Below are 22,683 nucleotides of genomic sequence, written 5' to 3' on the forward strand. Positions count from 1 at the left end.
AATTATGAGCGAATCTTTTTTTCTTGTCGACTTGTTTTGAACTTTATGCTATAGCCTTATGTATCAAAATATTCAAGGAAAATTACTTTTTAAATAACTTCCTGCGATTCCACTTCTCATAATTCCCATGATACTATTCTCTTTTCGCCTACACGAAAGTACGTTCGCTTCAGTGCTGAATGTGGTATAATATTCAGTAAATAAAGACGCAGAGGTGAGCAGAATGCCTTATGGTTACGAAAAATATCGTTTGGAAAACGGCATCAGCCCGAATACTGTGATCCATGAAGTGCAATTGATCCATTCCCTTCTCGCTTTCCTGGCCAAAACTTATAAGAAGTCGGTCGAACCACATGAAATACGGCCGGCCGACATACAAAACTTTCTTCATGAACAACGTAAAACCGGCATCAAAGACAGTACGTTGAACAGAAAAATCATTTTTATACGCCAATGGTTCGATTATATGTGGAGAATCGGCCGGATTCCGGTCGATTTCATGCCGAAATTCAAATACTCGGAGAAACTTGATCTGACCCCGCCGGATATTCACCTTAATTATGCGGAGCTGCTGGCAAAAAAAGACGCGGTCCTTGAAACCGAACAACTTTCCTTGAACGCGAAAATTTTATATATCCTTTACTTGCGAGGTCTTCGGCTTAGGGATATGGCTGCGATCGATATCAGCCATTTCGAAGACAAAGGACATAAATTGACACTATCCTTTGAAAAGAAAGATGGATATATGAGCCGTATCGATTTTACTGGAAAAGAAATTACTGTTCTGCTCGAGGGAATTGAACGGGCCATTTTCAGGGGGACCCCATATCTTCTATCCTCTAAAGTGAATAATGAATTTACGATGTTCCAGATGGGGTCCCTTTCCGACTATACCGAAGCACTTTCCTCATTCATCGGCATGCCGATGCGTTCGGGTGATATCCGGTTTGCATATGTCCATTATCTTTACTCGGAAGAACAGAAAAACCTGGAAGAAATACAGGAAATTTTAGGAGTATCCCTCGATTCGGCTTCCCGGATCCTTAAGGATTCCCTTCAAAGATTAAAAAAATAGAATACCATAGCGAAGAAGCCGGCAAAGGTAAATCCTTTGCCGGCTTCTTCGCTAATGATTGATACTTGTTTTAAACCTGCCTGTCTGCCTAGGAGAAGAAACCGAAATTCAACGCTAAATTGAAGACAATCACCGTGTGGATGATTACAAACCACATCCCTTGTCTGTTCAATTTTTCAATATTTTCGTATTGCATGCGGTTTCACCCTTCCTTTTCTTTATATTATACCGAATATTCAGTCAACTATCAATAGACTTATCTTTCCTATCTGCAGTTCAATATGGTTGAATAGAATAAACTACCGACAGGAGGAATTTACATGAAAAAAGCGTTGCTGGTTGTGGACTACACAGTGGACTTTGTGGCTGATGACGGCAGATTGACTTGCGGTAAACCGGGACAGGCTATCGAAGGAGCTATATGCAAGTTAACAGAAAAATTTTTGGAGAATGATGATTTCATCGTTTTCCCAGTCGATTTACATGAAGAAGGAGATACATTGCATCCTGAGCATAAACTATTTCCTCCCCATAATATCCGTGGAACTGAAGGAAGAAAGTTGTATGGACAATTGAATTCGCTGTACGAAGCAAATAAAGATAAAATACTGTGGATGGATAAAACCCGTTATAGTGCATTTGCCGGAACCAACCTTGAAATACTCCTGCGTGAAAGAAGTATTGAGGAACTTCATATCGTTGGCGTATGCACGGATATTTGCGTCCTTCACACGGCAGTGGATGCTTATAATAAAGGATTTGCTATTGCAATCCATCAGGATGCGGTGGCCAGCTTTGACCCTGAAGGGCATTACTGGGCTTTGAGGCACTTTGCCAATACCTTGGGCGCACAGGTTTTATAAATTTTTCCTAGTCGATGTTTTAAATTTCCCGAATGAGGTTATATCAGTAGTGTAGCAATCATAACTACTAAAAAAGGAGTTGGAACACGATGGGATTCATTTTATTTTTAATCATGGGCGGTATCATCGGTTGGCTAGCAGGACTTATTTTAGGTAAAGATGTACCCGGTGGTATCATCGGCAACATTATCGCAGGTATTATCGGCGCATGGCTGGGAAGCCTGTTGCTTGGAGACTGGGGACCTGAAATTTGGGGCGTATTCATCATCCCTGCATTGATCGGTGCTTTGATCTTAGTATTCGTATTGAGCCTGATCCTTGGTTCAATGGGTAGAAACAGACGCAACCGAGCATAATTTAATCAGTAAAAAAAGAGCGGACACCTTGTCCGCTCTTTTTTAGACTGTCGAGAAACTTCAACCTATTCAATCATTTCGCTGCATATCTTTTAATGTCTCGGACCTAGCGAAGCGATGCAGGAGCACATCTTTGATCTTCACCGGTTGCTGCTACATTTTATATACGTAAAAACAGATGAATATTTTTCTCGGCAAAATAGTTAAACTACTACTTTATAGTAAGTAATTCTGAGATATGGAGCAAAACAGCGAGACTCCCAAGGGAGTAGAAACGGAGATGGGTTTCCAACTCCGTTTCGAGCGAAGTGCTGAGATCCACTCGGACGAAGGGGACCGAGACCGAGTTAGCTCAGTGCAAGCCCCTAGGAAAGCGAAGCTGTTTTGCGCAATATCGATTGCTTGCATCTATCTTTTCTCAATAAGCTGAAAAAGAGCGGACACCTTGTCCGCTCTTTTTTCTATTCAGCAAATTCCTCATTATACAAATTGTAATAATGCAATACGTCTTCTACATATTCATCGCTGTGGTTATACTGGAAAATCGCTTTCTCCAAATCACCATCCGCTGCCCCGTTTTTCGCCAAATAATTTGCTGCGCTGTAAACTGCATCCGTCAGATCATATGGATCAGCCACACCGTCGTCGTTCCCATCTATTCCATATCCCCCGAATGCCTCGATAATCGCCGGATCAGTTTTTTCGTCCTCGGGTATGTCCCCTTCGCCCAGTCCTGAACAGGTCGGATGGCTCCACCCTACAAATGTGCAAGGCATGAACTGCATATGCCCTTCCGCACCGACAGGAGACAATAAGGGATCCATCGTAGAAAATCTTGTTTCCACCCGATGGTGCGCTGCAAGCAAAGTCCATGGGATGCCATATTCTTCCCCAGTTTCTTTATACAAAGGTATATATTCTTCAGGAACTTCCATTTCCCGGAATAAATTCGGCGTTTCCTTTAAAGCAGTCATTACAGTATCGGGATTGAAAAAATAATATACGATTATTAATAACGTCAAACTGACCAAAAGTGCTGGCAATAACGTGATCAGAAATAGAAGTTTCAACATGCCGCCTTTTTTCAGTTTTCTTTTTTTCTTCTTCATTTCTTCACGCCCAACTGCTTATTTTCTCTAGTTTAGCATAAAAAGCTCCTTAGTTCTGTCGCCACAAGTACTATCTTTTCCCGATTTCTTAATGTAAAGTAATATACGGAGGTGAATCAAATGTGGAATGATTTTAAAGCATTTGCTTTAAAAGGCAATGTATTGGATTTAGCGATCGCTGTTGTGATCGGCGCTGCATTCGGTAAGGTCGTGACATCACTGGTGGAAGATTTGATCATGCCTGCAGTTGGAATGCTGCTGGGAGGTTTCAGCATAGCTGACGCAGTGTATAAAGTCGGAGATGCCACGCTTAAATATGGAGCGTTTTTACAGTCTGTTTTGGATTTCCTGATTATATCTTTTTCCATTTTCATGGTCATCCGCCTATTTATGAAGTTCCGGCGCAAAGAAGAGATGCCGGCTGAAGAAGTTGTACCTGAACTGGATAAGAAAGAAGAATTGCTCGTCGAGATTCGGGAATTGCTAAAAAAACAACAGCTTTGATATAAAAAAGACTCATTCCCGGTCGGAAGGAGTCTTTTTTATATCCATTCTATTCGCTTTCATCCAATAACTCTTTTAAATCTTCAACAATTTCTTCGACCGGTACATCTCCATAACCGTCGTAATTATTTGCGACCTCGCCATTTTTATCCATCAGATAAAAACTGGTGCCGTGCACCACCTGATCACTGGAAGGATCTTTTTTGACAAACGATTTGAAGTTATCCTTAGCGTACTCAGCGATATAGTCCTGGGAATAACCGGTCAGAAGATGCCATTTCGATTCATCGGGTACATTGAATTTTTTCAGATAGTCATTCAATACTTCAGGATCATCCACAGCGGGATCCACTGAAAAAGCGACAATTTTATATTGGTCTATTCCCTGTGCAGCCAATTCTTCCTGAATTGACGCCATATTGAAAGTCATGGGTGGACAAACGGTCGTGCAATTAGTGAATACAAAAGTGGACAGCCACGGAGTCCCTTTCAGGTTCTCGAGTGATAGCTCTTCTCCACGCTGGTCGGTGTGCGAAAAATCTTCAATTGCAGAATTGCCGCAAGCTGTCAGCAGCAAGACCAGGCTGACTATCCCGAATGCCATTATTTTTTTCATCATGCCGCCTCCACAAAACATACTGCCTTCATCTTAAATGAAGAAAGCGGTCCAGACAACTCACATCCGGCACTGTTTGTCACGAATTTGTGAAATCACAGCCTGATGGCGATCAACGCTTCATGTATCGCCACAAGCTTGGTTTCAACCCGGTGCATCAGATAAAATGACACAAAAATCGGAAAACCCACTTCCTGGATCAATCGCATCCAATCTTCCATTAGTTTGTCTCCTCTCTGTCAAAAATAAGATAAAAAGCCCTCCATTTCAGGAGGGCTCCAGTTCTTAGACTTCGTAGTCGACGACGTTCCGTTCAACTACCCGTGCACCTTTGGCGATCGCAAATGGCGACCCTTCAACTTCAAAGATATTCTGCGTAATGATGGTCTGCATGCCAGTCGCGAGTTCCAGAGCCGTCAGGTCTTCTCGCGGTTCTTCCACAGACAGCACCACGTCTTTGCCTGCCCCTGTTTCAAATATCAATTCCAATGTTTTAGCCATTCCCTATTCCCCCTTAGTGTAATTATGCGTAGATTGAAAGACTAGACTGCTTTTCCAAATCCATCAGCGGTTTGTTTCCGAATTCCGTCAATACGCGGGCTGATTCGAAAATCCCGGTTGCTGATGCCAGATCGGATACATTGTGGTACGCTTTCACTTTCTTCCTCGGTTTGCCTAATGCATCAAAGCCATTATCAAATGTCAGGCGGATGCTCGCCTTTTTGAAGTTGCTGTTTGCCATTTTGTTTCACCTCCTCTCACCCGCTATATAGACAGTTAAAGCAAAAAGGGATACATTTTTAATGAATTTTTTTTATTTTGCTCTTATAATGGAGATATCGGAAGGTATGAGGTGAATAAAGTGGCGTTAGAAGGTTGGTTTTTATGGTTCATCCTGTTTTGGGTAGTGGTCCTTGTCGGTCTATTTGCGATTGGCGGCTATTTTATGTTCAGGAAATTTTTGAAGTCCATTCCGAAAAAAGACGGATTGTCTGATTTGAATTGGGAAGAATATTATGTCGGCAAAACCATCCATTTATGGGGAGACCGTGAAAAGGAATTATTGAATGAATTGGTGCAGCCTGTACCTGACTTGTTTCGGCCAGTTGCCAAACAAAAGATAGCGGGCAGAATCGGCCAGATTCTATTGGAAGAAAAAGTTTCAAAAATGGAACACGAACATATTATCAGGGGCTATATCCAGGCCACGCCAAAACGCGACCATAAATTTTTGCGTAAAAAGCTGGACGAACTCAATATCGATGTCGCTCCGTATGAAAATTATTTTGAGAAATAAAGAAAAAGAAAAGCGACGGCGCCCGTTAAGCTCTGAAAGGCGTAAGACGATCTGGCGAAGCGGCGTTTTTCCAGCCGCACAGCCAGAGTGGCTTACGACCCGAAGAGCTGGGGCGCCGGAGTCTAGACATAGAAAAGCAGACAAACAAAAACGCAGTACCCATTAACCGGGTACTGCGCTTTTGTTTTTATCTGCAAGTTTTTTAAATTGAACATACATAGCAATCCGCCAAGGAATGATCATTCCGAATGCCAGTATCCAGAACATACCGGCGAGTTCACCGATATCAATCGTAGAGCTGAGAATCACTTTGGCGAGCAACCGGACCAGTAATAATCCGATCAGTATGAAGATGAATGCCTTCGATTGCTTTAAATAGATTTCTCCTTCTTTTTCCTCAAATTTGGATGTCCAGATCAGCACAACCGAAAAAATGATGCCTGCGGCCAGCGCTTCGGCAATTTGTGGAGGCGCAACCCGGAAGAAAGGAAAAATGAACATCAATGCGCCAGTAGACATAAATAAAGGCGGCAATAGAATTTTTTTCACGGAAGCCGGTTTCTTGGCTGAGCGCGACCTTACAAAGATTGCAAAAACCCCCATAAAGACCGCTCCAACAGTTGTTATCGCCAAGTAGACTGCCGGAGGAATCTGATCAAACATTCAATCCCTCCTTAAACTCTTCATATTGTGAAAGCAACCTCTCGAATATGGGACAACTTTCTGTTTTGGCAAACAGCATAAAAAAGGCTGCACTGTTGATTGTTTGCCGGTATTCATTCATGTAATCGATGTTTTTCAATGGTGTCACCTGCTTTGTGATCAATTAGAATCCCTGGAAATCGCCGAAAATCGGACTCAGGATACGGATAAGATAAGTCATTCCATCAAAGAACAGTAAAATTCCGATTGCAATCATGATGAATCCGCCGACTTTCATAATCGTGTTATTATGCTTGCGCAGCCAGCCGAGGCGCGTCACGAAGAATGACAGCACAAAGAACGGAATGGCAAAGCCGAGGACATATGCGAGCATATACCATACACCTGAACCAGGATTCGCTGCAGCCAGCGTATAAATGGCGGCTGTAATGGGCCCGGTACATGGTGTCCACCCCGCGGCAAACGCCAGGCCAATGATGAAAGTTCCAAGAAAACCGGATGGACGGTTCTTAAATGAGAACTTTTTATCTGCCATCAGGAATTTTGGCTGGAACACACCGACGATCATCAGACCGAATATGACAATGAAAATGGCGCCGACCTGGCGGATCAATTCATCATAGCGGACAAACCATTCATAGAAGAATGAAGTACTGAAACCGAGTGCGATAAAAATGGTTGAAAATCCGAGCAGGAAGAAAAGCGTATGGAACATGCCTCTGCGCTGCATGACTTTCTTGTCGTTTTTAATTTCATCAAGCGACATGCCTGTAATATAAGATAAAAATGCCGGATATAAAGGCAAAGTGCATGGTGAAATGAAACTGAGGAATCCTGCACCGAAGGCCAGGAATAGATTAATGTCACTTGCCACTGTTTCCACTCCTTCATTATACTCTCCCCATCTTATCAAATTCAGCAAAAGAAAACTGCCCTTTTGCCTGTGAACTCTTTGTGAATGAGCTTAATGTGACAATGGTAATTATACAGAACCATCTGGTCAAAAGCTGTTTCTTCTATATATAAAGAAAAACAGGAGCGAAGATCATTGGCTTCAATCATATTTGTCGCATATCTTTAATGTTGTGAAACTAGTGAAGCGATTCTGAGATATGGAGCAAAACAGCGAGACTCCCAGGGGATTAGAACCGGAGTTGGAACCCAACTCCGGTTCGAGCGAAGTGCTGAGATCCACTCGGGCGAAGGGGACCGAGGCCGAGTTAGCTAAGAGTTGGCCGTAGCTTGCAAGGCCGGCTCTTTGCGACGAAGCTAGCGCAGCGATGCAGGAGCACGGGTTTTTGCAAGCCCCCAGGAAAGCGAAGCTGTTTTGCGCAATATCGATTGCTAATATTATCTTTTTTCACAAAGGAAAACAGGAAGAAAAAGTTTTTACCTTTCCCTCCTGCCTTTAGCAGAGCCTATATCAATTCCGTCGATCTTTTCGTCTGGCATAAAGAATAATCAAGGTCATAATTGCAAGAATTATCCCCATTAGAATGCGTTGGTCCAATAGAAGATTCATGAAATGAAACATGGATTCTTGTCGGTAATCGGCTCTTAAATATTCGCCTTCCGTTTCCACGGCAATAGTTGCTTCGGAATTTCTTCCCTTAATTGCGTAATAGACAGTGCCAATTGGGTAATAGTTCGAAGCGTTGCCATAATATGCACCTGACATATCATCCGCCATGGTCACGACTCTGCCTATTGGCCCAGCTATCGCACTTTGAGGCAGCGGCTCCTCTTCTGCTACTTCATACAGTCTTCCTTCCCAAACCACAAATGGGTATGCCCATGACAAAGCGTGTGCAGTACTACAAAAGACCAAGACCATCAGCAACGCAAACGGAATGATATTCTTCATAAGCTCCTCCATTGATCAAAATGACTTTTTAATTTCCGACATTCTCCACGATTCCATTTTGCAGCAGATACATTTTATGATAGAGGCCGCGCGCTGCCAACAGCTGCTGGTGGGTACCCTGTTCGACAATTTCCCCTTGGTGCAGCACAAGAATCAGTTCAGCGTCCTGTATCGTGCTCAATCTATGGGCAATCGCAATGGTTGTGCGGCCTTTGCGCATTTTTTCCAGGCTCGTCTGGATGGCGACTTCTGTTTCGGTATCAATATTGGCCGTCGCTTCATCCAGCACCAGAATCTTCGGATCAGCCGCCATTGTTCTGGCAAAAGCCAATAACTGGCGCTGTCCGCTCGAGAATGTAGACCCTCTCTCCGTCACTTTATGATCATAGCCATCCGGTAATTGCGCAATGAATTTATCAGCCTGCACAAATTCAGCGGCTGCCCTGATTTCTGAAAACGGCATATCTTGGTTAAAGAGCCTTATATTGCTTTCAATCGTGCCATAAAACAGGAAGGGATCCTGAAGGACAAGCCCCATTTTTCTCCTTAACTCACTGGCGCGATAATCTTTTACATCCACTCCGTCTATCAGGATATGTCCATTTTCGTAGTCATAGAACCGCATCAGCAAATTGATGATGGAACTTTTTCCGCTCCCCGTATGGCCGACAAGCGCTACCGTCTGTCCGGGCTCGGCAGTAAATGAAATGTTTTTCAAAACTTCCGCCTTGCCGTCATAGGAAAAGCTGACATTCCTGAATTCAATGCGGCCTTCCGCAATTTCAGCTGCCGCTCCTTTTTGGGCAGGCGCTTCGTCTGTTTCATCCAATAAATCGAAGACACGCGACGCAGCCACAATCGCCTGCTGGAAAATGGACAGCCGCTGCATCACCTGGTTGATCGGCTCGAAGAATCTGTCTATATAGGTCACAAATGCATAAATGACGCCTACTTCAATCGTCGAATTGAATGAAGTGATGCCGAAATAGCTGAGCAGCATGATCAATGCGAGTGTGTAAACGAGATCGATCGCGGGACGCAGCAGCAATCCATCGATTTTAATATTGCGTTTACCCGCTTTCCAATGTTTTTCATTGATTTCATTGAATTCGTCCTGCATCCTGCCTTCCTGGCTGAATGCCTGGATCATGCCCATCCCTTGGACAGATTCGGAAATTTTAGCATTCAGCTGACCAAGCCTTTCACGCAGGTCCTGATAGAAAATCGAACTGTATTTACGGTAGATATACATGATCCAGAACAGGATCGGCAGCAGGATCAATGTAATGAGTGCCAGTCGCACATTCAGGAAGAACATTGCGATGTAAACACCGATAATCAGGAATATGCTCTGGATAAAACCGATGAGTACAGTGACGAACATTTCCTTGATCGCTTCTGTGTCATTGGTGACCCTGGAAACGATGCCGCCAGCGGGTGTGCGATCGAAATAGCGCATGCCTAGGCTCTGCACTTTCGAAAAGACATCAATTCGCATCTGCTGAATGATTTTCAAGGCAGCTTCCTGGAATTTCAGCAATTGAAAATAACTGATGATGACGTTTGAAACCTGAATGAATAAGTAGCCAAGCGCCAGGCCGGTTACCGGACCTGTCGGGAAATTACCCGGAGTCAGATAGCCATCGATGAAGCTTTTGATGATCAGCGGTCCGAGTACATCGCCAAGTACTGTCAATATCAGCAGCAACATGGCAACAGAGAGCATCTTTTTATGGGGGATCAAGTAAACGAGCAGGCGTTTGAATACGACCCACTGGTCACTGCCGGTCAGTTCTTTTTGTTTTTCATTCATTGTGTCTCGCCTCCCTGCTCGACGAGTGCTTCAAGTTGCTGCAGCTCATACATTTCATAGTAAATCCCTTTTTTCTTCATCAATTCATCATGAGAACCGATTTCCGCCACTGTACCGGCTTCCATCACTACTATTTGATGGGCGTGCTGGATGGCGCTGAGCCGGTGGGATGTGATGATTGTCGTTTCTCCTGTCCGCGTCCGCTTCAGTGATTCTAAAATCGCTTCTTCCGTTTTCGCGTCAACCGCGGACAACGAATCGTCCAGTATCAGCAATTCAGGCCTCATCATCAATGCACGGGCAATCGAAATCCGCTGCTTTTGTCCACCGGATAACGAAACACCACGTTCGCCGACTACTGTATTATATCCTTCTGTGAAATTCAAAATGTCCTGATGGATATGCGCCAGCTGAGCCGCCTGGTGGATTTCCTCTTCCGTGGCGTCCGGTCTCGCGAATGCGATATTGCCGGCGACTGTTGTCGAAAACAGGAAATGATCCTGCGGCACATAACCGATTGCCTCCCTGAGTTTTTTCTTTTTATAATCGTTGATGGAACGACCGCCAAAAAGAATGTCGCCGCTGTAGTTCTCAAATTCACGCAGCAATAAACGGAGAATGGCAGATTTTCCGGAGCCTGTCTTGCCCACAATCCCCAAAGTTTCTCCCCGCTTCAGCGTAAAACGGACATCCCGGAGAGCTGCCCGGTCATCATCTGTAAATTTAAATTCTTCAAGTTCGAATACGATATTGCCTTCAGGATGAATATCGAGCGCCCCTTTTCGGTCGTCAATATCGACAGGTTCCGCAAGCAATTGCCGGATCCGGTCATATGAAGCCCGTCCCCGCTCCACTATATTGAATAACCATCCAAAAGCCAGCATTGGCCATACCAACAGGCCCAAATAAGCAGTGAATGCAACCAAGTCTCCAATCGACATATCGCCGTTGGTTACAAAGTAAGAACCGAAACCGATCGCGAGAAAATAACAGACGCCGATAATAGCTGAAATTGTCGGATCGAATAAAGAATCCACTCTGGCGACACGGATGTTTTCATCTACTACCCGCTTCGAAAGCGACCGGAAATCTTCAACGTCCTCTTTTTCCTGTCCGAAAGTCTTAATCACTTTCATGCCGGAAATGCTTTCCTGGGTTTTATCATTCAACCCTGAGAAAGCTGCCTGTGCATCGTGGAAACGCAGATGCATCAGACGGCCATAATAATTGGTCATATAAGCCATCAATGGCAATGGGATCAAGACAATCAAAGTCAGTTTCCAATCGATTGTAATGGCCATCGCCGCGATGACAAAACCGCCTGTCGCGATCGAGTCAAACAGCGTCAGGACACCTGCACCGGCAGTCATCTGAACAGCCTGTAAATCATTGGTGGCATGAGCCATCAAGTCCCCAACCCGTCTTTTCTGATAGAACGAAGGAGACATTTGAGTAAAATGGTGAAACAGCTGCCGCCTCAAATTTCGCGCTAAAATGATCGAAGAACCGAAAATCATTAAGCGCCATGCATAACGAAGTACGTACATGACCAATGCAGACGCCGCAAGGACTCCTAGCCATTTCATCAGGTAGGCGGGCGTCAATGTGCCTTTGCTGATTTCATCAACCACAAATCCGATGATGCGCGGCGGCAGTACGCCAAGCAAGGCAACGATCATCAAAAGAAAGATGCCGATAGCGTACTGCTTCTTCCTTTCTTTAAAAAACCAGCTCAATTCCAAAAAAACGCGCATTCCATTCTTCTCCCTGCTGTAATTTAATGTATGTAGTGAACTTTTTAAGTTTATCAAATGTTTCGATAAAATAGGAAGAAGTATTTCGTAAAATGAAATAAATCAGCCTTCCGCTGTAGAATTCGGCAAAAAAGAAACCAAAGCAAAAAATAATTTCTGCTTTGGTTCCTTTTATAGTGAACATTAATTTCATTGATCAACAAGCGTTTTCGCCAATTCCAATTGCTTGCGCACCTGCTCGAATCCGGTGCCGCCCAATGAATTCCGTCGTTCAACAGCCGTACGGGGCTCAAGGGTCATGTAGATATCTTCACCGATCAACGGACTCGCCGCTTTCATATCTTCAAACGGCAGATCTTTCAAATAATATCCTCGTTGGATACAGGTAAACACCAGTTTTCCGGTGACGTCATGTGCTTCCCTGAAAGGCATTCCTTTCGCCGCAAGGTAGTCGGCCAGTTCAGTGGCATTGGAAAAATCTGCGGATACCGCCCCTTCCATGGAATCTGTGCGCACTGTCATCGTGCGGATCATCCCTTCGAAAATCGGCAATGATCCCGTCAAAGTATGAACGGTATCGAACATCCCTTCCTTATCTTCCTGCATATCTTTATTGTATGCCAGCGGCAATCCTTTTAAGGTGGTCAATAATCCAAACAGGTTGCCGTAAACGCGCCCTGTTTTGCCGCGGATCAATTCGGCCATATCAGGATTCTTTTTCTGGGGCATGATGCTCGACCCGGTCGAGAATGCGTCATCCAGCTCGATGAACCGGAATTCTTCACTTGACCATAAAATGATCTCTTCGGCGAAGCGGGACATATGCATCATCAGCATTGAAGCGTTCGACAGGAATTCCACGATGAAATCCCGGTCACTGACTGCGTCGATGCTATTGGCATAGACACCTGCAAAACCAAGATATTCAGCCGCCATTTCGCGGTCGATCGGGAATGTCGTCCCGGACATTGCACCTGCTCCAAGCGGTGAGATATCAATGCGCTTCAAGGATTCACGTAAGCGCTCTTTGTCACGCTGCAGCATCCAGAAATATGTCATCAGATGATGGCCGAATGATATAGGCTGTGCACGCTGAAGATGTGTATAACCTGGAACCACGGTTTCGACATGGCTTTCGGCTTGTTCCACGATGGCCTGCTGAAAATGATCGACAGCTTCAATTATTTCACCGACCCGGTTTTTCAGGTATAGATGCATATCAGTCGCTACCTGATCATTACGGCTTCTCCCTGTATGAAGTTTCCCTCCGACTGGACCGATTTCATCAATCAGGAATTTTTCAAGATTCAAATGGATGTCTTCGTTTGCTGAACTGTATTCTAGTTCACCGGCATCCGCTTTCTGCTTCAATGTTTCCAGTCCGGAAAGGATCAGTGAAGACTCATCCTCCGTCAAGATTCCGCAATTTCCGAGCATTTTTACATGTGCTTTGCTGCCTTCGATATCTTCCATCACCAGTTTTTGGTCAAAACCGATCGAAGCACCGAACTCATCCACCCATTGTTCAGCCGACTTTTGAAAACGGCCGCCCCAGAGCTTGGTCATGATTTCACCTCTTCTTTTACCTGTTCCGTGACAGGCACCGGTTTTTTATTGACCATTGAGTTGACGACTGTCGGAAGACCCCATAATTCGATAAAGCCGACAGCCGACTGGTGATTGAACGTGTCATCCGTTGAGTAAGTCGCCAATTGTTCGCTGTATAATGAATTCGGGGACTTGCGCCCTTCAATGATTGAATGGCCTTTGAATAATTTGACGCGAACTGTCCCATTGACGAACTCCTGTGTTTCTTTCAGGAATGCTTCAAGCGCTGTACGCAGCGGCGAGAACCATAAGCCTTCATAGATAAGTTCCGTCATCTTCTTCTCGATGACCGGTTTGAAATGCGCCATTTCTTTTACCAGCGTGATGTCTTCCAGTTCTTTATGCGCCGCAATCAATGTCATGGCTGCTGGAGCTTCATAGATCTCACGGGATTTGATGCCGACAAGGCGGTTTTCCACATGATCGATCCGTCCGACGCCATGCTTGCCGGCCAAATGGTTCAATTCGAATATCAATTCTTTGAATGTATAGGCGATGCCATCAAGTTTCACCGGTTTTCCTTGCACGAATTCGATTTCGACGATATCCGGCGTGTCCGGTGTGTCTTCCAGTGCGTTGGTCAATTCATAGGCATCTGCAGGCGGTGTCGCCCACGGATCTTCAAGGATTCCGCATTCATTGGCGCGGCCCCATAGATTCATATCGATTGAAAAAGGACTGTCCAAGTTAACCGGAATCGGTACATCATGCTGCTTTGCATAAGCGATTTCTTCATCACGCGACCAACCCCATTGTCTGACAGGAGCCACAACTTCAAGCCCCGGATTAAGGGATTTGATCGATACTTCGAAACGCACCTGGTCGTTGCCTTTTCCTGTGCATCCGTGCGCCACTGCTGTCGCGCCGCATTGTTCAGCGATTTCTACCAGCTTCTTCGAAATCAAGGGACGGGAAAGCGCTGAGACTAGTGGATACTTACCTTCATACAACGTATGCGCCTGCATGGATATTAATGCATAATTATCCGCGAATTCATCTCTGGCATCCACCATATAACTTTCGACCGCTCCAACCTGAAGCGCTTTTTGTTTAATGAATTCAAGATCCTTTCCTTCACCGATGTCCAGGCACACAGCCACGACATCATATCCTTCTGCTTTCAGCCATGGAATAGCCACCGATGTATCAAGTCCGCCAGAATAGGCAAGTACGATTTTTTTATTCAATAGAATAACCACCTTTGTATTTTTATACATTAATTAAAATTAATATACATACAATAACACGCATAAATATTTCATGCAAGTGGTAACGGTTGAAAAATCACATAAAAAAATACGGTGGAACCGGGTTCCACCGTACTGCTTTAACTTGCGTCTTCTGTTTCCGCGTCTTCTTCGTTGCCTTCTGTATATTCATGCGTATCCAGATCGATGCGGACTTCCTGCATTTTGCCGGTATCCATATTATTGAAGAGGAATCCGATTTCGTTATCCCTTACAATCGGCTGCCCCAGTATAAGCAGGCTGGCAAGTTGTTCTTTATTGATATAGGCCTGTAAAGCTTCGGATTGCTTGACTGATTCAGTATCGTTCAGTATTGTGATGCTTTCAGCTTCCGCTTGCAGCGGAAAAGCTTGCTCCAATGGCCCTTTATAATCGATTTCGACTTTCATGCCTGTACGGATGTCACTAAGAACAGCTTCAGTGCTGTCAGAACCATTTCCTGAATCCACTGTGACTTCTTCGTCCACCGCGAAATAGATATTATTGACCAACACTTTATCATTACGGATCTGGGTGATGAACCCGCTTTCCGTCATTTCAACTTGTTCCTGCTCTGCCGCCGTTTCTTCTTTTTCTTCGGTTTCAGCAGGTTTTGCTTCTTCTTCCGAACACGCTGACAAGAATAACATCCCAGCTAATAATAAACCCCATTTTTTCAAATCGATTCATTCCTTTTCCTGTTAATCGTGATGGCATAAACTTAGTTACTGACGCGTTTATTTTACACGCTCAACCGAATAGTTGCAATAAAAACAATTAGCAGTAAATTTAGGCTTCTTTATAATGGAAGATTCCCTGTTCATCCATCCGTTCTGTAATCAGGCCATCCTCAAGCAGATAATCGATTTGTCCGATCGTTTCCGACAAGGTCAACCCCAGTTCTTTCTCGTATGCGCGGGGGAATAACTCCACGGTCAATTCATAGACCGTTTTTTCATCGCCGCCTAGCATCGCGAGAACTTTCATCGCCCGTTCATGCTGCTTAGCAAGGCGTTCAGAAATCAATTTATGGCTGTTCCGCACTTCTTCACCGTGGCCGCTGTAAATGACTTCGACCGGCATTTTCAAAAGCCTTGCCAGCGAAGCGTTATATTGCAGCAGTGATTTTGGTCTGCCCATTGAGGGATCAAGCGGCGGTTCAATCAATGGGTTTGAGGAAACTTTTGCGATTACATGATCGCCGCCGATCATTTCACCGCTCTCTTTATTCCAGAAAGACAGATGGCTCTGGGCGTGCCCTAATGTCTCCATGACTTCCCAGCCGGGATGGCCCGGCAAAACGTCGCCTTCGTTGATCGTCATATCAAGCGGACGGCTGCCCATCAGGCTGAGCGGACGCTTCATGCGCTTGATCCAGAAAAGCTGATCTTCCGGTACTCCCTCTTCTTTCAGGCGTTCAAGATAGAAAGCATCGTGAAAATCAAAAAATGCCTGATCTCTTCTCAACCAGAGGTCGTTATAAGGATGGCCGAATAATTTTGCATTCTCAAAACCATCTATCCAGCCTGCATGATCGGGATGGTGATGTGTCAGAATCACTTGTTCGATATCTTCCGGACCGTAGCCCGCTTCATTTAAACCGTATTTGATCGCTTCCCATGCTTCAGGCGTTTTAGGTCCAGCATCGATGAGAGTCAATGCATCCCCTTTCAGTAGATAGGAATTGACATCCCCGACCGCAAAAGGCGTCGGGATGATGATTCTATGCAGATGGTCATTTATATTCACGATAGATCTCCCCTTAAAAATGAATGAGTATTCATCCATCATACCGCTAAAAACCCATCACGTCACCCCGAATCGCTATTTGACAATCAAAATAGGTGTCCGTATAATTGATATACATATGTGAGCGATGATGAAGATCAGTAAAAAAGGTGACGGTGTAAAGAGAGTGCAGCTGATGCTGAAATGCGCACCTCCCTCTCCCTTTTTGAACCTGCTTTTGAGCTGCCGTGGAAACACGGCCGTAGATCCGCGTTAAGGATATCGAGTGGTGTCTTAATTGACAAAGCTAGGTGGTACCGCGGAAACACAGCGTTTTCGTCCTTGATGAACAGGGATGATTGCGCTTTTTATTTTGAGAAAAGGAAGTGGAGAAAGATGAAAATTGTATGTGTAGGAGCCGGATCAATGGCTGAATCCATGATTCATGGGTGGATCAATAAACGGATTATGAAACCTGAAGAAATTTCGGTGATGAACAGATCGGATTATGAACGCCTGGAATTTTTGCATGACGAATACGGCGTCAATATCGTCGACGAAGACAAGACAGAGTTAAAAGACGCGAATTTCATCTTATTAGCAATGAAACCGAAAGATGTTGCTGCTGCGCTTGCCGGCATCAAAAAGAAATTGACAGGCAATACAGTGATTGTTTCCGTAGCTGCGGGAGTGTCGATTGACACGATCCAGCGCCATGTCGGGAACTTCCCGGTTGCACGGGCGATGCCGAACACCTCGGCTCAAGTCGGAAAATCCGCAACAGGCGTAGCCTGGAGCAAATATGTGACGAAAGAACAGCAGCACGAACTTCGCAATCTGCTATCATCCATCGGCAGCGTGACTGTGGTTGAAGAAGATCAATTGCACGCGCTGACAGGCGTGGCCGGAAGCGGGCCTGCATACCTGTATTACTTCGCGGAAGCGATGCGAGAAGCGGGTGTGGCAAACGGACTGTCGGCTGCAGATTCAAAAAAATTGGTGCGCCAGACTTTCTTAGGTGCAGCCGAGATGATGCAGCAGGAAGATTTTGCGGAATTGCGCCGGAAAGTGACCAGCCCGAACGGTACAACAGCGGCAGGACTGGATTCACTTGCCGAGAATAATTTCAAGGACATCGTGGAGCAATGTGTCAGCGCTGCAGCAGCAAGGTCCCGAGAGCTTGGCAAGGAATTCAAATAATTCTTCCGGTATACTGTAATGTATGTATAGAGGAGGATTATTCATGGCGAAACTTTTTGAACCTTTAACTATAAAAAATGTGACTTTCAAAAACAGGATCGTAATGGCACCCATGTGCATGTATGAAAGCGATGGGGAGGATGGCCGCGTCACTGACTGGCACCGGATCCATTACCCGAGCCGCGCAGTGGGCGGTTCCGGTCTGATCATGCTTGAAGCGACCGCGGTTCAGCCGCAAGGCCGCATTTCTGCCCGCGACCTCGGCATATGGGAAGACTCACATGTTGAGGGGCTGACCGAACTTGTGCGACTGATAAAAATTTCAGGCGCCAAAACCGCCATCCAATTGGCGCATGCCGGGAGAAAAGCGACGGTCGAAGGTGAAATCCAGGCCCCATCACCCCTGCCTTTCAATGAAAATTATAAGACTCCTGTTGAAATGGCAAAGCAGGAAATTAAAGAGACTGTCAATGCCTTTAAACAGGGCGCCATCCGGTCGGATCAAGCCGGCTTTGATGTCATCGAACTGCATGCGGCACACGGATATTTGATCAACGAGTTCCTCTCACCCCTGACAAATAAGCGGACGGATGAATACGGAGGCAGTGCCGAAAACCGGTACCGCTTTCTGCGGGAAATCATTGATGCGGTCAACGAGGTATGGCAGAAACCCCTTTTCGTCAGAATTTCAGCCCACGATTATACAGATGGCGGCATGACTCCTGAGCTGTATATTGAAATGGCGAGCTGGATGAAACAACAAGGCGTGGATCTGATCGATGTCAGCTCCGGCGCTCTGGTGCTTGCCAATATTCCCGTTTATCCAGGTTATCAGGTCAAATTTGCCGAAACAATCCGACAAGGAGCAAATATACCGACCGGCGCAGTCGGCTTGATCACAAGTCCCCTGCAGGCTGAAGAAATCCTTCAGAATGACCGGGCGGATATGGTGTTCCTTGCCCGCGAACTGCTCCGCGACCCTTACTGGCCTTACCGTGCATCCAAAGAGCTTGGAGCTGAAATAGAAGCTCCTGTGCCTTATAAACGGGGATGGGTATAAGTCAGTTGCAAAATAGAGTAGATTTAGTATAATAAGTATATAATGAGTACTATATAAGTAACGCAAAAAACCGAATGCTTTCGCATTCGGCCAGCTGTATGCCGCGATCTTAGAGCGGTTGGCTGGAATTCAAGGCATTAAATAACCGTCATTCCACGCCACATGGGACGGTTATTTTTTTTTATTTGCGACTAAAATCATTGAAATGATCAGGCTCAAGCCGCTGATCGTCAGCCCGATGCTCGTAAAGACCAATCCAAATGATTCATAAACCGTCATATCACCACCCCCTTTCCTTGGGGAATGGCCAAACCGCCCTCATACAGCTGTAACCTCATTTTATCACAAACCGAACGTTTGTTCTATTAATTAACTGAAAATAAATCGAAATATCCATAATAATGAATTATTTTTTATTTGAACTGGGAATAATTCCTACAAATCTCTTTAGCTCATTATATATTTTGCTTTATTCGCATAGTAATCTCTTTTCCATAAAAAAAGAAGTCTTGTGATTTACAAGACTTCCGCATCCGTCACTTATAGTTTTTTCAAACTCCGCTCATGGATCTTCCATTCAAACTCATCGAAATCATGTGCAATAAAGGATTGTTCATGTACATTTCGCATTTCTTTCACCAGCTGCTTTTCGTCTTCCGGCAGGAATCGGGAGCTCATATGATTGACGAGCAGCGTAACGGCATCCGCTTGTTTCGCAGTTTCTGCCGCTTCCTTTATCGTTGAGTGCCCATACTCGCCTGCCAATTTTTCTGTAGTCGCATCAAAAGTGCCTTCGTGGACGAGCACATCCGCATTCCGGCCAAGTTCAATCGCTGCTTGGCAAAATCGGGTATCACCGAGTATGGTGACTATAAAACCCTTTTGTCCTGGTTCTGTGACATCGACACTTTTGATGATGGAACCGTCGTCCAAAGTAACATCTTCCCCGCTTTTCAGTTTTGCCAACAGCGGCCCTTTTGGAACCCCTTTTTCCTTCGCCTGGTCAATCAGCAGTCTCGGCGGCAGCGGTTTTTGTTCGATCCTGAAACCATAGGACGGGATGACATGATCGAGTTTTGCAGTTGTGACCTTCATTGATTCGTCTTCAAAAATGTTCCCCTCCAAGTCCTCAATAAAACGAATCGTATAATTGAGATGCGTTCTGCTGATACGCAGAACACTTTCCACAAACTCTTTTATCCCCGGCGGCCCGTAGATTTCAACCGGTTCATCGCCGCCCTGGAACGACCGGGATCCCAGGAGTCCCGGCAAACCATAAATGTGATCCCCATGAAGATGTGTGATAAAAATCTTCTCGATCTTCCGTGGTTTTAATGTTGTGTGGAGAATCTGGTGCTGCGTCGCCTCCCCGCAATCAAATAGCCAAACAGCCCCCCTCTCCTCCAGGAGTTTTAGCGCTAAAGCCGAAGTATTGCGTTGTTTGGATGGCATGCCCGCTCCTGTCCCCAAAAATAATAATTGCATACATTTCCTACTTTCTTTCGTGATCATCCAGAAAATCTTTGCTGAAACTGGTTTTGGAATCGTAATTACTTTTTTTCGATTTAGTGCCTTTTGATAAAACAGATTTGCCGAATTTTTTTTCCAGCTTGGACATCAGATCAAGAATCGGTTCATCTTTTACATGTTCCTGAAAATTGAACAGCGATAATTGTTCGGTCATTTCACCTTTGTCCACAACATTCGATACCGTCACGCCGACCAGGCGGAGCGGTTCCCCGTTCCAATGCTTCGTAAATAAACTCCAGGCATTACGGTTGATATCATCCGCTTTCCAGACAGTATTCTTTAAAGTCAGACTCCGGGTACGGTTTTGCCAATCGGAACTGCGTGTCTGTATACTGACAGTCGGACCTGCCAATTCTTTGGCTTCAAGCCGGCTGGCCACTTTATCGCTTAATTGCCGAAAAATCTTTTTCAGGTTTTCTTCATCGGTTTCATCGATCGGCAAAGTTGTGGAAGTGCCGACACTTTTCGTGTCATATATCGAATCGGGATCCACTTCACGGCTGTCGATGCCATTAGCGCGAGCTTGCAGCCTGATGCCGTTTTTTCCCATTTTCTCTTTAATAAGTCCTGGATTGGCCGTGGCCAGATCCCCTATTGTCAAAATTCCCAGCCGCTTCAATTTTTCGGCCGTACTATCCCCGATTCCATGCATTTCAATCACCGGCAGCGGCCACAGCATTTTTTGGATATCCCTCTTGCGCAGAATCGTGACACCCATCGGCTTTTTCATATCGGAAGCTGTTTTTGCCAGGAATTTATTCGGTGCAATGCCGATTGAACAAGGCAGATCCAGTTCAGCTTTGATACGCATCTGCAGTTCTTCCGCCAGTCCCGGCGCTGTGCGTTCTTCAAGCAGATCCGTTACATCCAGATAAGCTTCATCTATTGAGACAGGTTCAACCTGAAGTGTATACGAACGAAGAATATCGAACATCGCTTTTGAAGCAGCCCGATAACGCTCAAAATTCGGAGGCAATAGAATCAATTCCGGAAATTTCCTTTTTGCTTCATGGACCTGCATTGTGGTGTAGATGCCATGTGCTCTCGCTTCGTAGGAACAAGTGACAATGATGCCTCGCCTTTCCTTCGGATTACCGGCAATGGCAAGGGCTTTTCCTTTTAATGTGGGGTCATGCGACTGCTCAACAGAGGCATAGAAACTATTCATATCGATATGGAATATTACTCGGCCAGCCATTGCAATCGCTCCAATTGATTTTCTTTTATTTTAACAAAAAAAGAGAGAACATACATCCTGTTCTCTCTTCCTTCTATCCGGATATAATTAAACCCGAGAAGTTTCCTTGATGATTTCGACCAGCATTTCTGCCAGTTTTTCAAGCTCTTCAATCGGCATCCGTTCATTTTTTGTATGGATTTCTTCATATCCGACACAAAGATTGACTGTCGGAATCCCGAAACCATTGAATATATTGGCGTCACTTCCGCCACCGCTTGTTAAAACAGGGGATGGCCGGCCGATTTTTTCGGCAGCGCGTTTCGCAATTTCAACAACAGGTTCATCTTCTTCAAAATGGAAGCCAGGATACATCAATTTCACTTCAGTTTTAGCTGAACAGCCGAAACTTGCAGCAGTATCCTCAAAGACGCTTTCCATATGGGCAGTTTGGGCAGCCAGTTTATCTTCCCGGATTGAGCGAGCTTCCGACAGGATATTCACTTCTTCACAAACGATGTTGGTTGCTTTGCCGCCTTCAAAACGGCCGATGTTTGCAGTTGTTTCATCGTCTATGCGGCCAAGCTTCATGGAAGAGATGGCTTTCGCTGCAATATTGATGGCTGAAACGCCTTTTTCAGGCGCCACACCTGCATGAGCCGTCTTACCATATATGGTCGTCCAAAGTTTTGCCTGGTTCGGAGCCGATGTAACGATGCCCCCGACTTTGCCATCGCTGTCGACCGCGTAGCCGAATTTTGCGAACAGAAGGGAAGAATCGAATTCCTTGGCGCCTGCAAGTCCACTTTCTTCACCCGCTGTTATGACCAATTGGATATCACCGTGTTCGATCTGTTCTTCCTGGATCGAACGTATCATTTCAAATAACGCCGCAATACCGGCTTTGTCGTCTGCGCCAAGAATGGTTGTGCCATCCGAATAGACATAGCCGTCGCGAATTTGCGGTTTAACGCCATTGCCCGGCACTACTGTATCCATATGCACGGTGAAATAGATGGCAGGCACATTCGATGCCGCCCCTCGAAGTGTCGCAACAAGATTGTTGGCTCCGTGGCCATTGCGGAGCGAGGAATCATCTTCTGCAATATGGAAGCCCATTTCTTCCAGTTTCACTTTCAATACTTCAGCAATATGGCCTTCATTTTTCGTTTCAGAATCGATTTGAACCAATTCCAGAAATTCGTTCAACAATCTTTCTTTTTGCATTTGGTCCTCATCC

General features: G+C 45.2%; 24 protein-coding genes. 7 read left to right on the top strand and 17 right to left on the bottom strand.

From position 1 onward, the window contains the following. Positions 1-223 precede the first annotated feature (223 nt). The 3 genes from CXF70_RS17015 to CXF70_RS17025 all read left to right on the top strand — a co-directional run bounded on the left by CXF70_RS17015 (position 224) and on the right by CXF70_RS17025 (position 2,294). A complete protein-coding gene (locus CXF70_RS17015) occupies positions 224-1,075 on the top strand; it encodes a site-specific integrase (protein ID WP_101803649.1) in 852 nt (283 codons plus the stop codon). Between the two features lie 320 nt (positions 1,076-1,395). Further along, the gene (locus tag CXF70_RS17020; RefSeq protein ID WP_101803650.1) at positions 1,396-1,938 is read left to right on the top strand and encodes a cysteine hydrolase family protein; all 543 of its coding nucleotides are present in this window, start codon (positions 1,396-1,398) and stop codon (positions 1,936-1,938) included. 89 nt (positions 1,939-2,027) lie between these two features. Continuing rightward, positions 2,028-2,294 (top strand): GlsB/YeaQ/YmgE family stress response membrane protein, encoded by a 267-nt coding sequence (locus CXF70_RS17025; RefSeq protein ID WP_101803651.1) that lies wholly within the window; start codon positions 2,028-2,030, stop codon positions 2,292-2,294. A 461-nt stretch (positions 2,295-2,755) separates the two neighbouring features. On the opposite strand, the gene CXF70_RS17030 is transcribed toward CXF70_RS17025, so the two are convergent. After that, positions 2,756-3,403, bottom strand: coding sequence for a lytic transglycosylase domain-containing protein (locus CXF70_RS17030; protein WP_101803652.1), 648 nt, complete (start codon positions 3,401-3,403; stop codon positions 2,756-2,758). 120 nt (positions 3,404-3,523) lie between these two features. Between CXF70_RS17030 and mscL the strand changes: the two genes are divergently transcribed. Beyond that, a complete protein-coding gene (mscL, locus tag CXF70_RS17035; protein WP_101803653.1) occupies positions 3,524-3,907 on the top strand; it encodes a large conductance mechanosensitive channel protein MscL in 384 nt (127 codons plus the stop codon). 49 nt (positions 3,908-3,956) lie between these two features. Here mscL and CXF70_RS17040 read toward each other — a convergent pair whose 3' ends face one another. The 4 genes from CXF70_RS17040 to CXF70_RS17055 form a co-directional block, all read right to left on the bottom strand. Beyond that, on the bottom strand, positions 3,957-4,526 hold the full coding sequence (locus CXF70_RS17040; protein ID WP_199172854.1) for an SCO family protein: 570 nt from the start codon (positions 4,524-4,526) through the stop codon (positions 3,957-3,959). Between the two features lie 92 nt (positions 4,527-4,618). Then, positions 4,619-4,744, bottom strand: a complete 126-nt coding sequence (locus tag CXF70_RS17045; RefSeq protein ID WP_084245964.1) for a YvrJ family protein — start codon at positions 4,742-4,744, stop codon at positions 4,619-4,621. 64 nt (positions 4,745-4,808) lie between these two features. Next, the gene (locus CXF70_RS17050) at positions 4,809-5,024 is read right to left on the bottom strand and encodes a DUF2922 domain-containing protein (RefSeq protein ID WP_101803654.1); all 216 of its coding nucleotides are present in this window, start codon (positions 5,022-5,024) and stop codon (positions 4,809-4,811) included. A 22-nt stretch (positions 5,025-5,046) separates the two neighbouring features. After that, a complete protein-coding gene (locus CXF70_RS17055) occupies positions 5,047-5,265 on the bottom strand; it encodes a DUF1659 domain-containing protein (RefSeq protein WP_084245968.1) in 219 nt (72 codons plus the stop codon). A gap of 120 nt (positions 5,266-5,385) precedes the next feature. Between CXF70_RS17055 and CXF70_RS17060 the strand changes: the two genes are divergently transcribed. Further along, positions 5,386-5,820, top strand: coding sequence for a DUF2621 family protein (locus tag CXF70_RS17060; RefSeq protein WP_084245970.1), 435 nt, complete (start codon positions 5,386-5,388; stop codon positions 5,818-5,820). 162 nt (positions 5,821-5,982) lie between these two features. On the opposite strand, the gene CXF70_RS17065 is transcribed toward CXF70_RS17060, so the two are convergent. From CXF70_RS17065 to CXF70_RS17110, 9 genes are all read right to left on the bottom strand, one after another. After that, positions 5,983-6,483, bottom strand: coding sequence for a CcdC family protein (locus tag CXF70_RS17065; RefSeq protein ID WP_084245972.1), 501 nt, complete (start codon positions 6,481-6,483; stop codon positions 5,983-5,985). A gap of 163 nt (positions 6,484-6,646) precedes the next feature. Next, complete coding sequence (locus tag CXF70_RS17070; RefSeq protein ID WP_101803655.1) at positions 6,647-7,357, bottom strand: cytochrome c biogenesis CcdA family protein; 711 nt, start codon at positions 7,355-7,357, stop codon at positions 6,647-6,649. A 549-nt stretch (positions 7,358-7,906) separates the two neighbouring features. Beyond that, the gene (locus CXF70_RS17075) at positions 7,907-8,347 is read right to left on the bottom strand and encodes a hypothetical protein (protein ID WP_101803656.1); all 441 of its coding nucleotides are present in this window, start codon (positions 8,345-8,347) and stop codon (positions 7,907-7,909) included. A 28-nt stretch (positions 8,348-8,375) separates the two neighbouring features. Further along, entirely contained in the window at positions 8,376-10,160 is a 1,785-nt protein-coding gene (locus CXF70_RS17080; protein ID WP_101803657.1) for an ABC transporter ATP-binding protein, read from the bottom strand. Then, a complete protein-coding gene (locus tag CXF70_RS17085) occupies positions 10,157-11,914 on the bottom strand; it encodes an ABC transporter transmembrane domain-containing protein (protein WP_101803658.1) in 1,758 nt (585 codons plus the stop codon). The genes CXF70_RS17080 and CXF70_RS17085 overlap by 4 nt, the downstream gene beginning before the upstream one ends. 189 nt (positions 11,915-12,103) lie before the next feature. Continuing rightward, entirely contained in the window at positions 12,104-13,480 is a 1,377-nt protein-coding gene (argH, locus tag CXF70_RS17095; protein WP_101803660.1) for an argininosuccinate lyase, read from the bottom strand. Next, complete coding sequence (locus CXF70_RS17100; RefSeq protein WP_179135773.1) at positions 13,477-14,739, bottom strand: argininosuccinate synthase; 1,263 nt, start codon at positions 14,737-14,739, stop codon at positions 13,477-13,479. The genes argH and CXF70_RS17100 overlap by 4 nt, the downstream gene beginning before the upstream one ends. Before the next feature lie 110 nt (positions 14,740-14,849). Further along, a complete protein-coding gene (locus CXF70_RS17105; RefSeq protein ID WP_233208681.1) occupies positions 14,850-15,398 on the bottom strand; it encodes a hypothetical protein in 549 nt (182 codons plus the stop codon). 139 nt (positions 15,399-15,537) lie between these two features. Next, the gene (locus tag CXF70_RS17110) at positions 15,538-16,536 is read right to left on the bottom strand and encodes an MBL fold metallo-hydrolase (RefSeq protein WP_101803784.1); all 999 of its coding nucleotides are present in this window, start codon (positions 16,534-16,536) and stop codon (positions 15,538-15,540) included. A gap of 336 nt (positions 16,537-16,872) precedes the next feature. Between CXF70_RS17110 and proC the strand changes: the two genes are divergently transcribed. Both proC and namA read left to right on the top strand, forming a co-directional pair. After that, on the top strand, positions 16,873-17,676 hold the full coding sequence (proC, locus tag CXF70_RS17115; RefSeq protein WP_101803662.1) for a pyrroline-5-carboxylate reductase: 804 nt from the start codon (positions 16,873-16,875) through the stop codon (positions 17,674-17,676). Between the two features lie 43 nt (positions 17,677-17,719). After that, complete coding sequence (namA, locus tag CXF70_RS17120) at positions 17,720-18,736, top strand: NADPH dehydrogenase NamA (protein WP_101803663.1); 1,017 nt, start codon at positions 17,720-17,722, stop codon at positions 18,734-18,736. A gap of 540 nt (positions 18,737-19,276) precedes the next feature. Here the strand turns inward: namA and rnz are convergent. From rnz to CXF70_RS17135, 3 genes are all read right to left on the bottom strand, one after another. Then, positions 19,277-20,221 carry a ribonuclease Z gene (rnz, locus tag CXF70_RS17125; RefSeq protein WP_101803664.1) on the bottom strand — a complete coding sequence of 315 codons (945 nt, stop codon included), beginning with the start codon at positions 20,219-20,221 and terminating at the stop codon, positions 19,277-19,279. A 7-nt stretch (positions 20,222-20,228) separates the two neighbouring features. Further along, positions 20,229-21,464, bottom strand: a complete 1,236-nt coding sequence (locus CXF70_RS17130) for a DNA polymerase IV (RefSeq protein ID WP_101803665.1) — start codon at positions 21,462-21,464, stop codon at positions 20,229-20,231. Positions 21,465-21,551: 87 nt separating this feature from the next. After that, positions 21,552-22,670 carry a M20/M25/M40 family metallo-hydrolase gene (locus tag CXF70_RS17135; protein WP_101803666.1) on the bottom strand — a complete coding sequence of 373 codons (1,119 nt, stop codon included), beginning with the start codon at positions 22,668-22,670 and terminating at the stop codon, positions 21,552-21,554. Positions 22,671-22,683: the final 13 nt, after the last annotated feature.

Source organism: Planomicrobium sp. MB-3u-38, assembly GCF_002836425.1.
Taxonomy (GTDB): Bacteria; Bacillota; Bacilli; order Bacillales_A; family Planococcaceae; genus Planococcus; species Planococcus okeanokoites.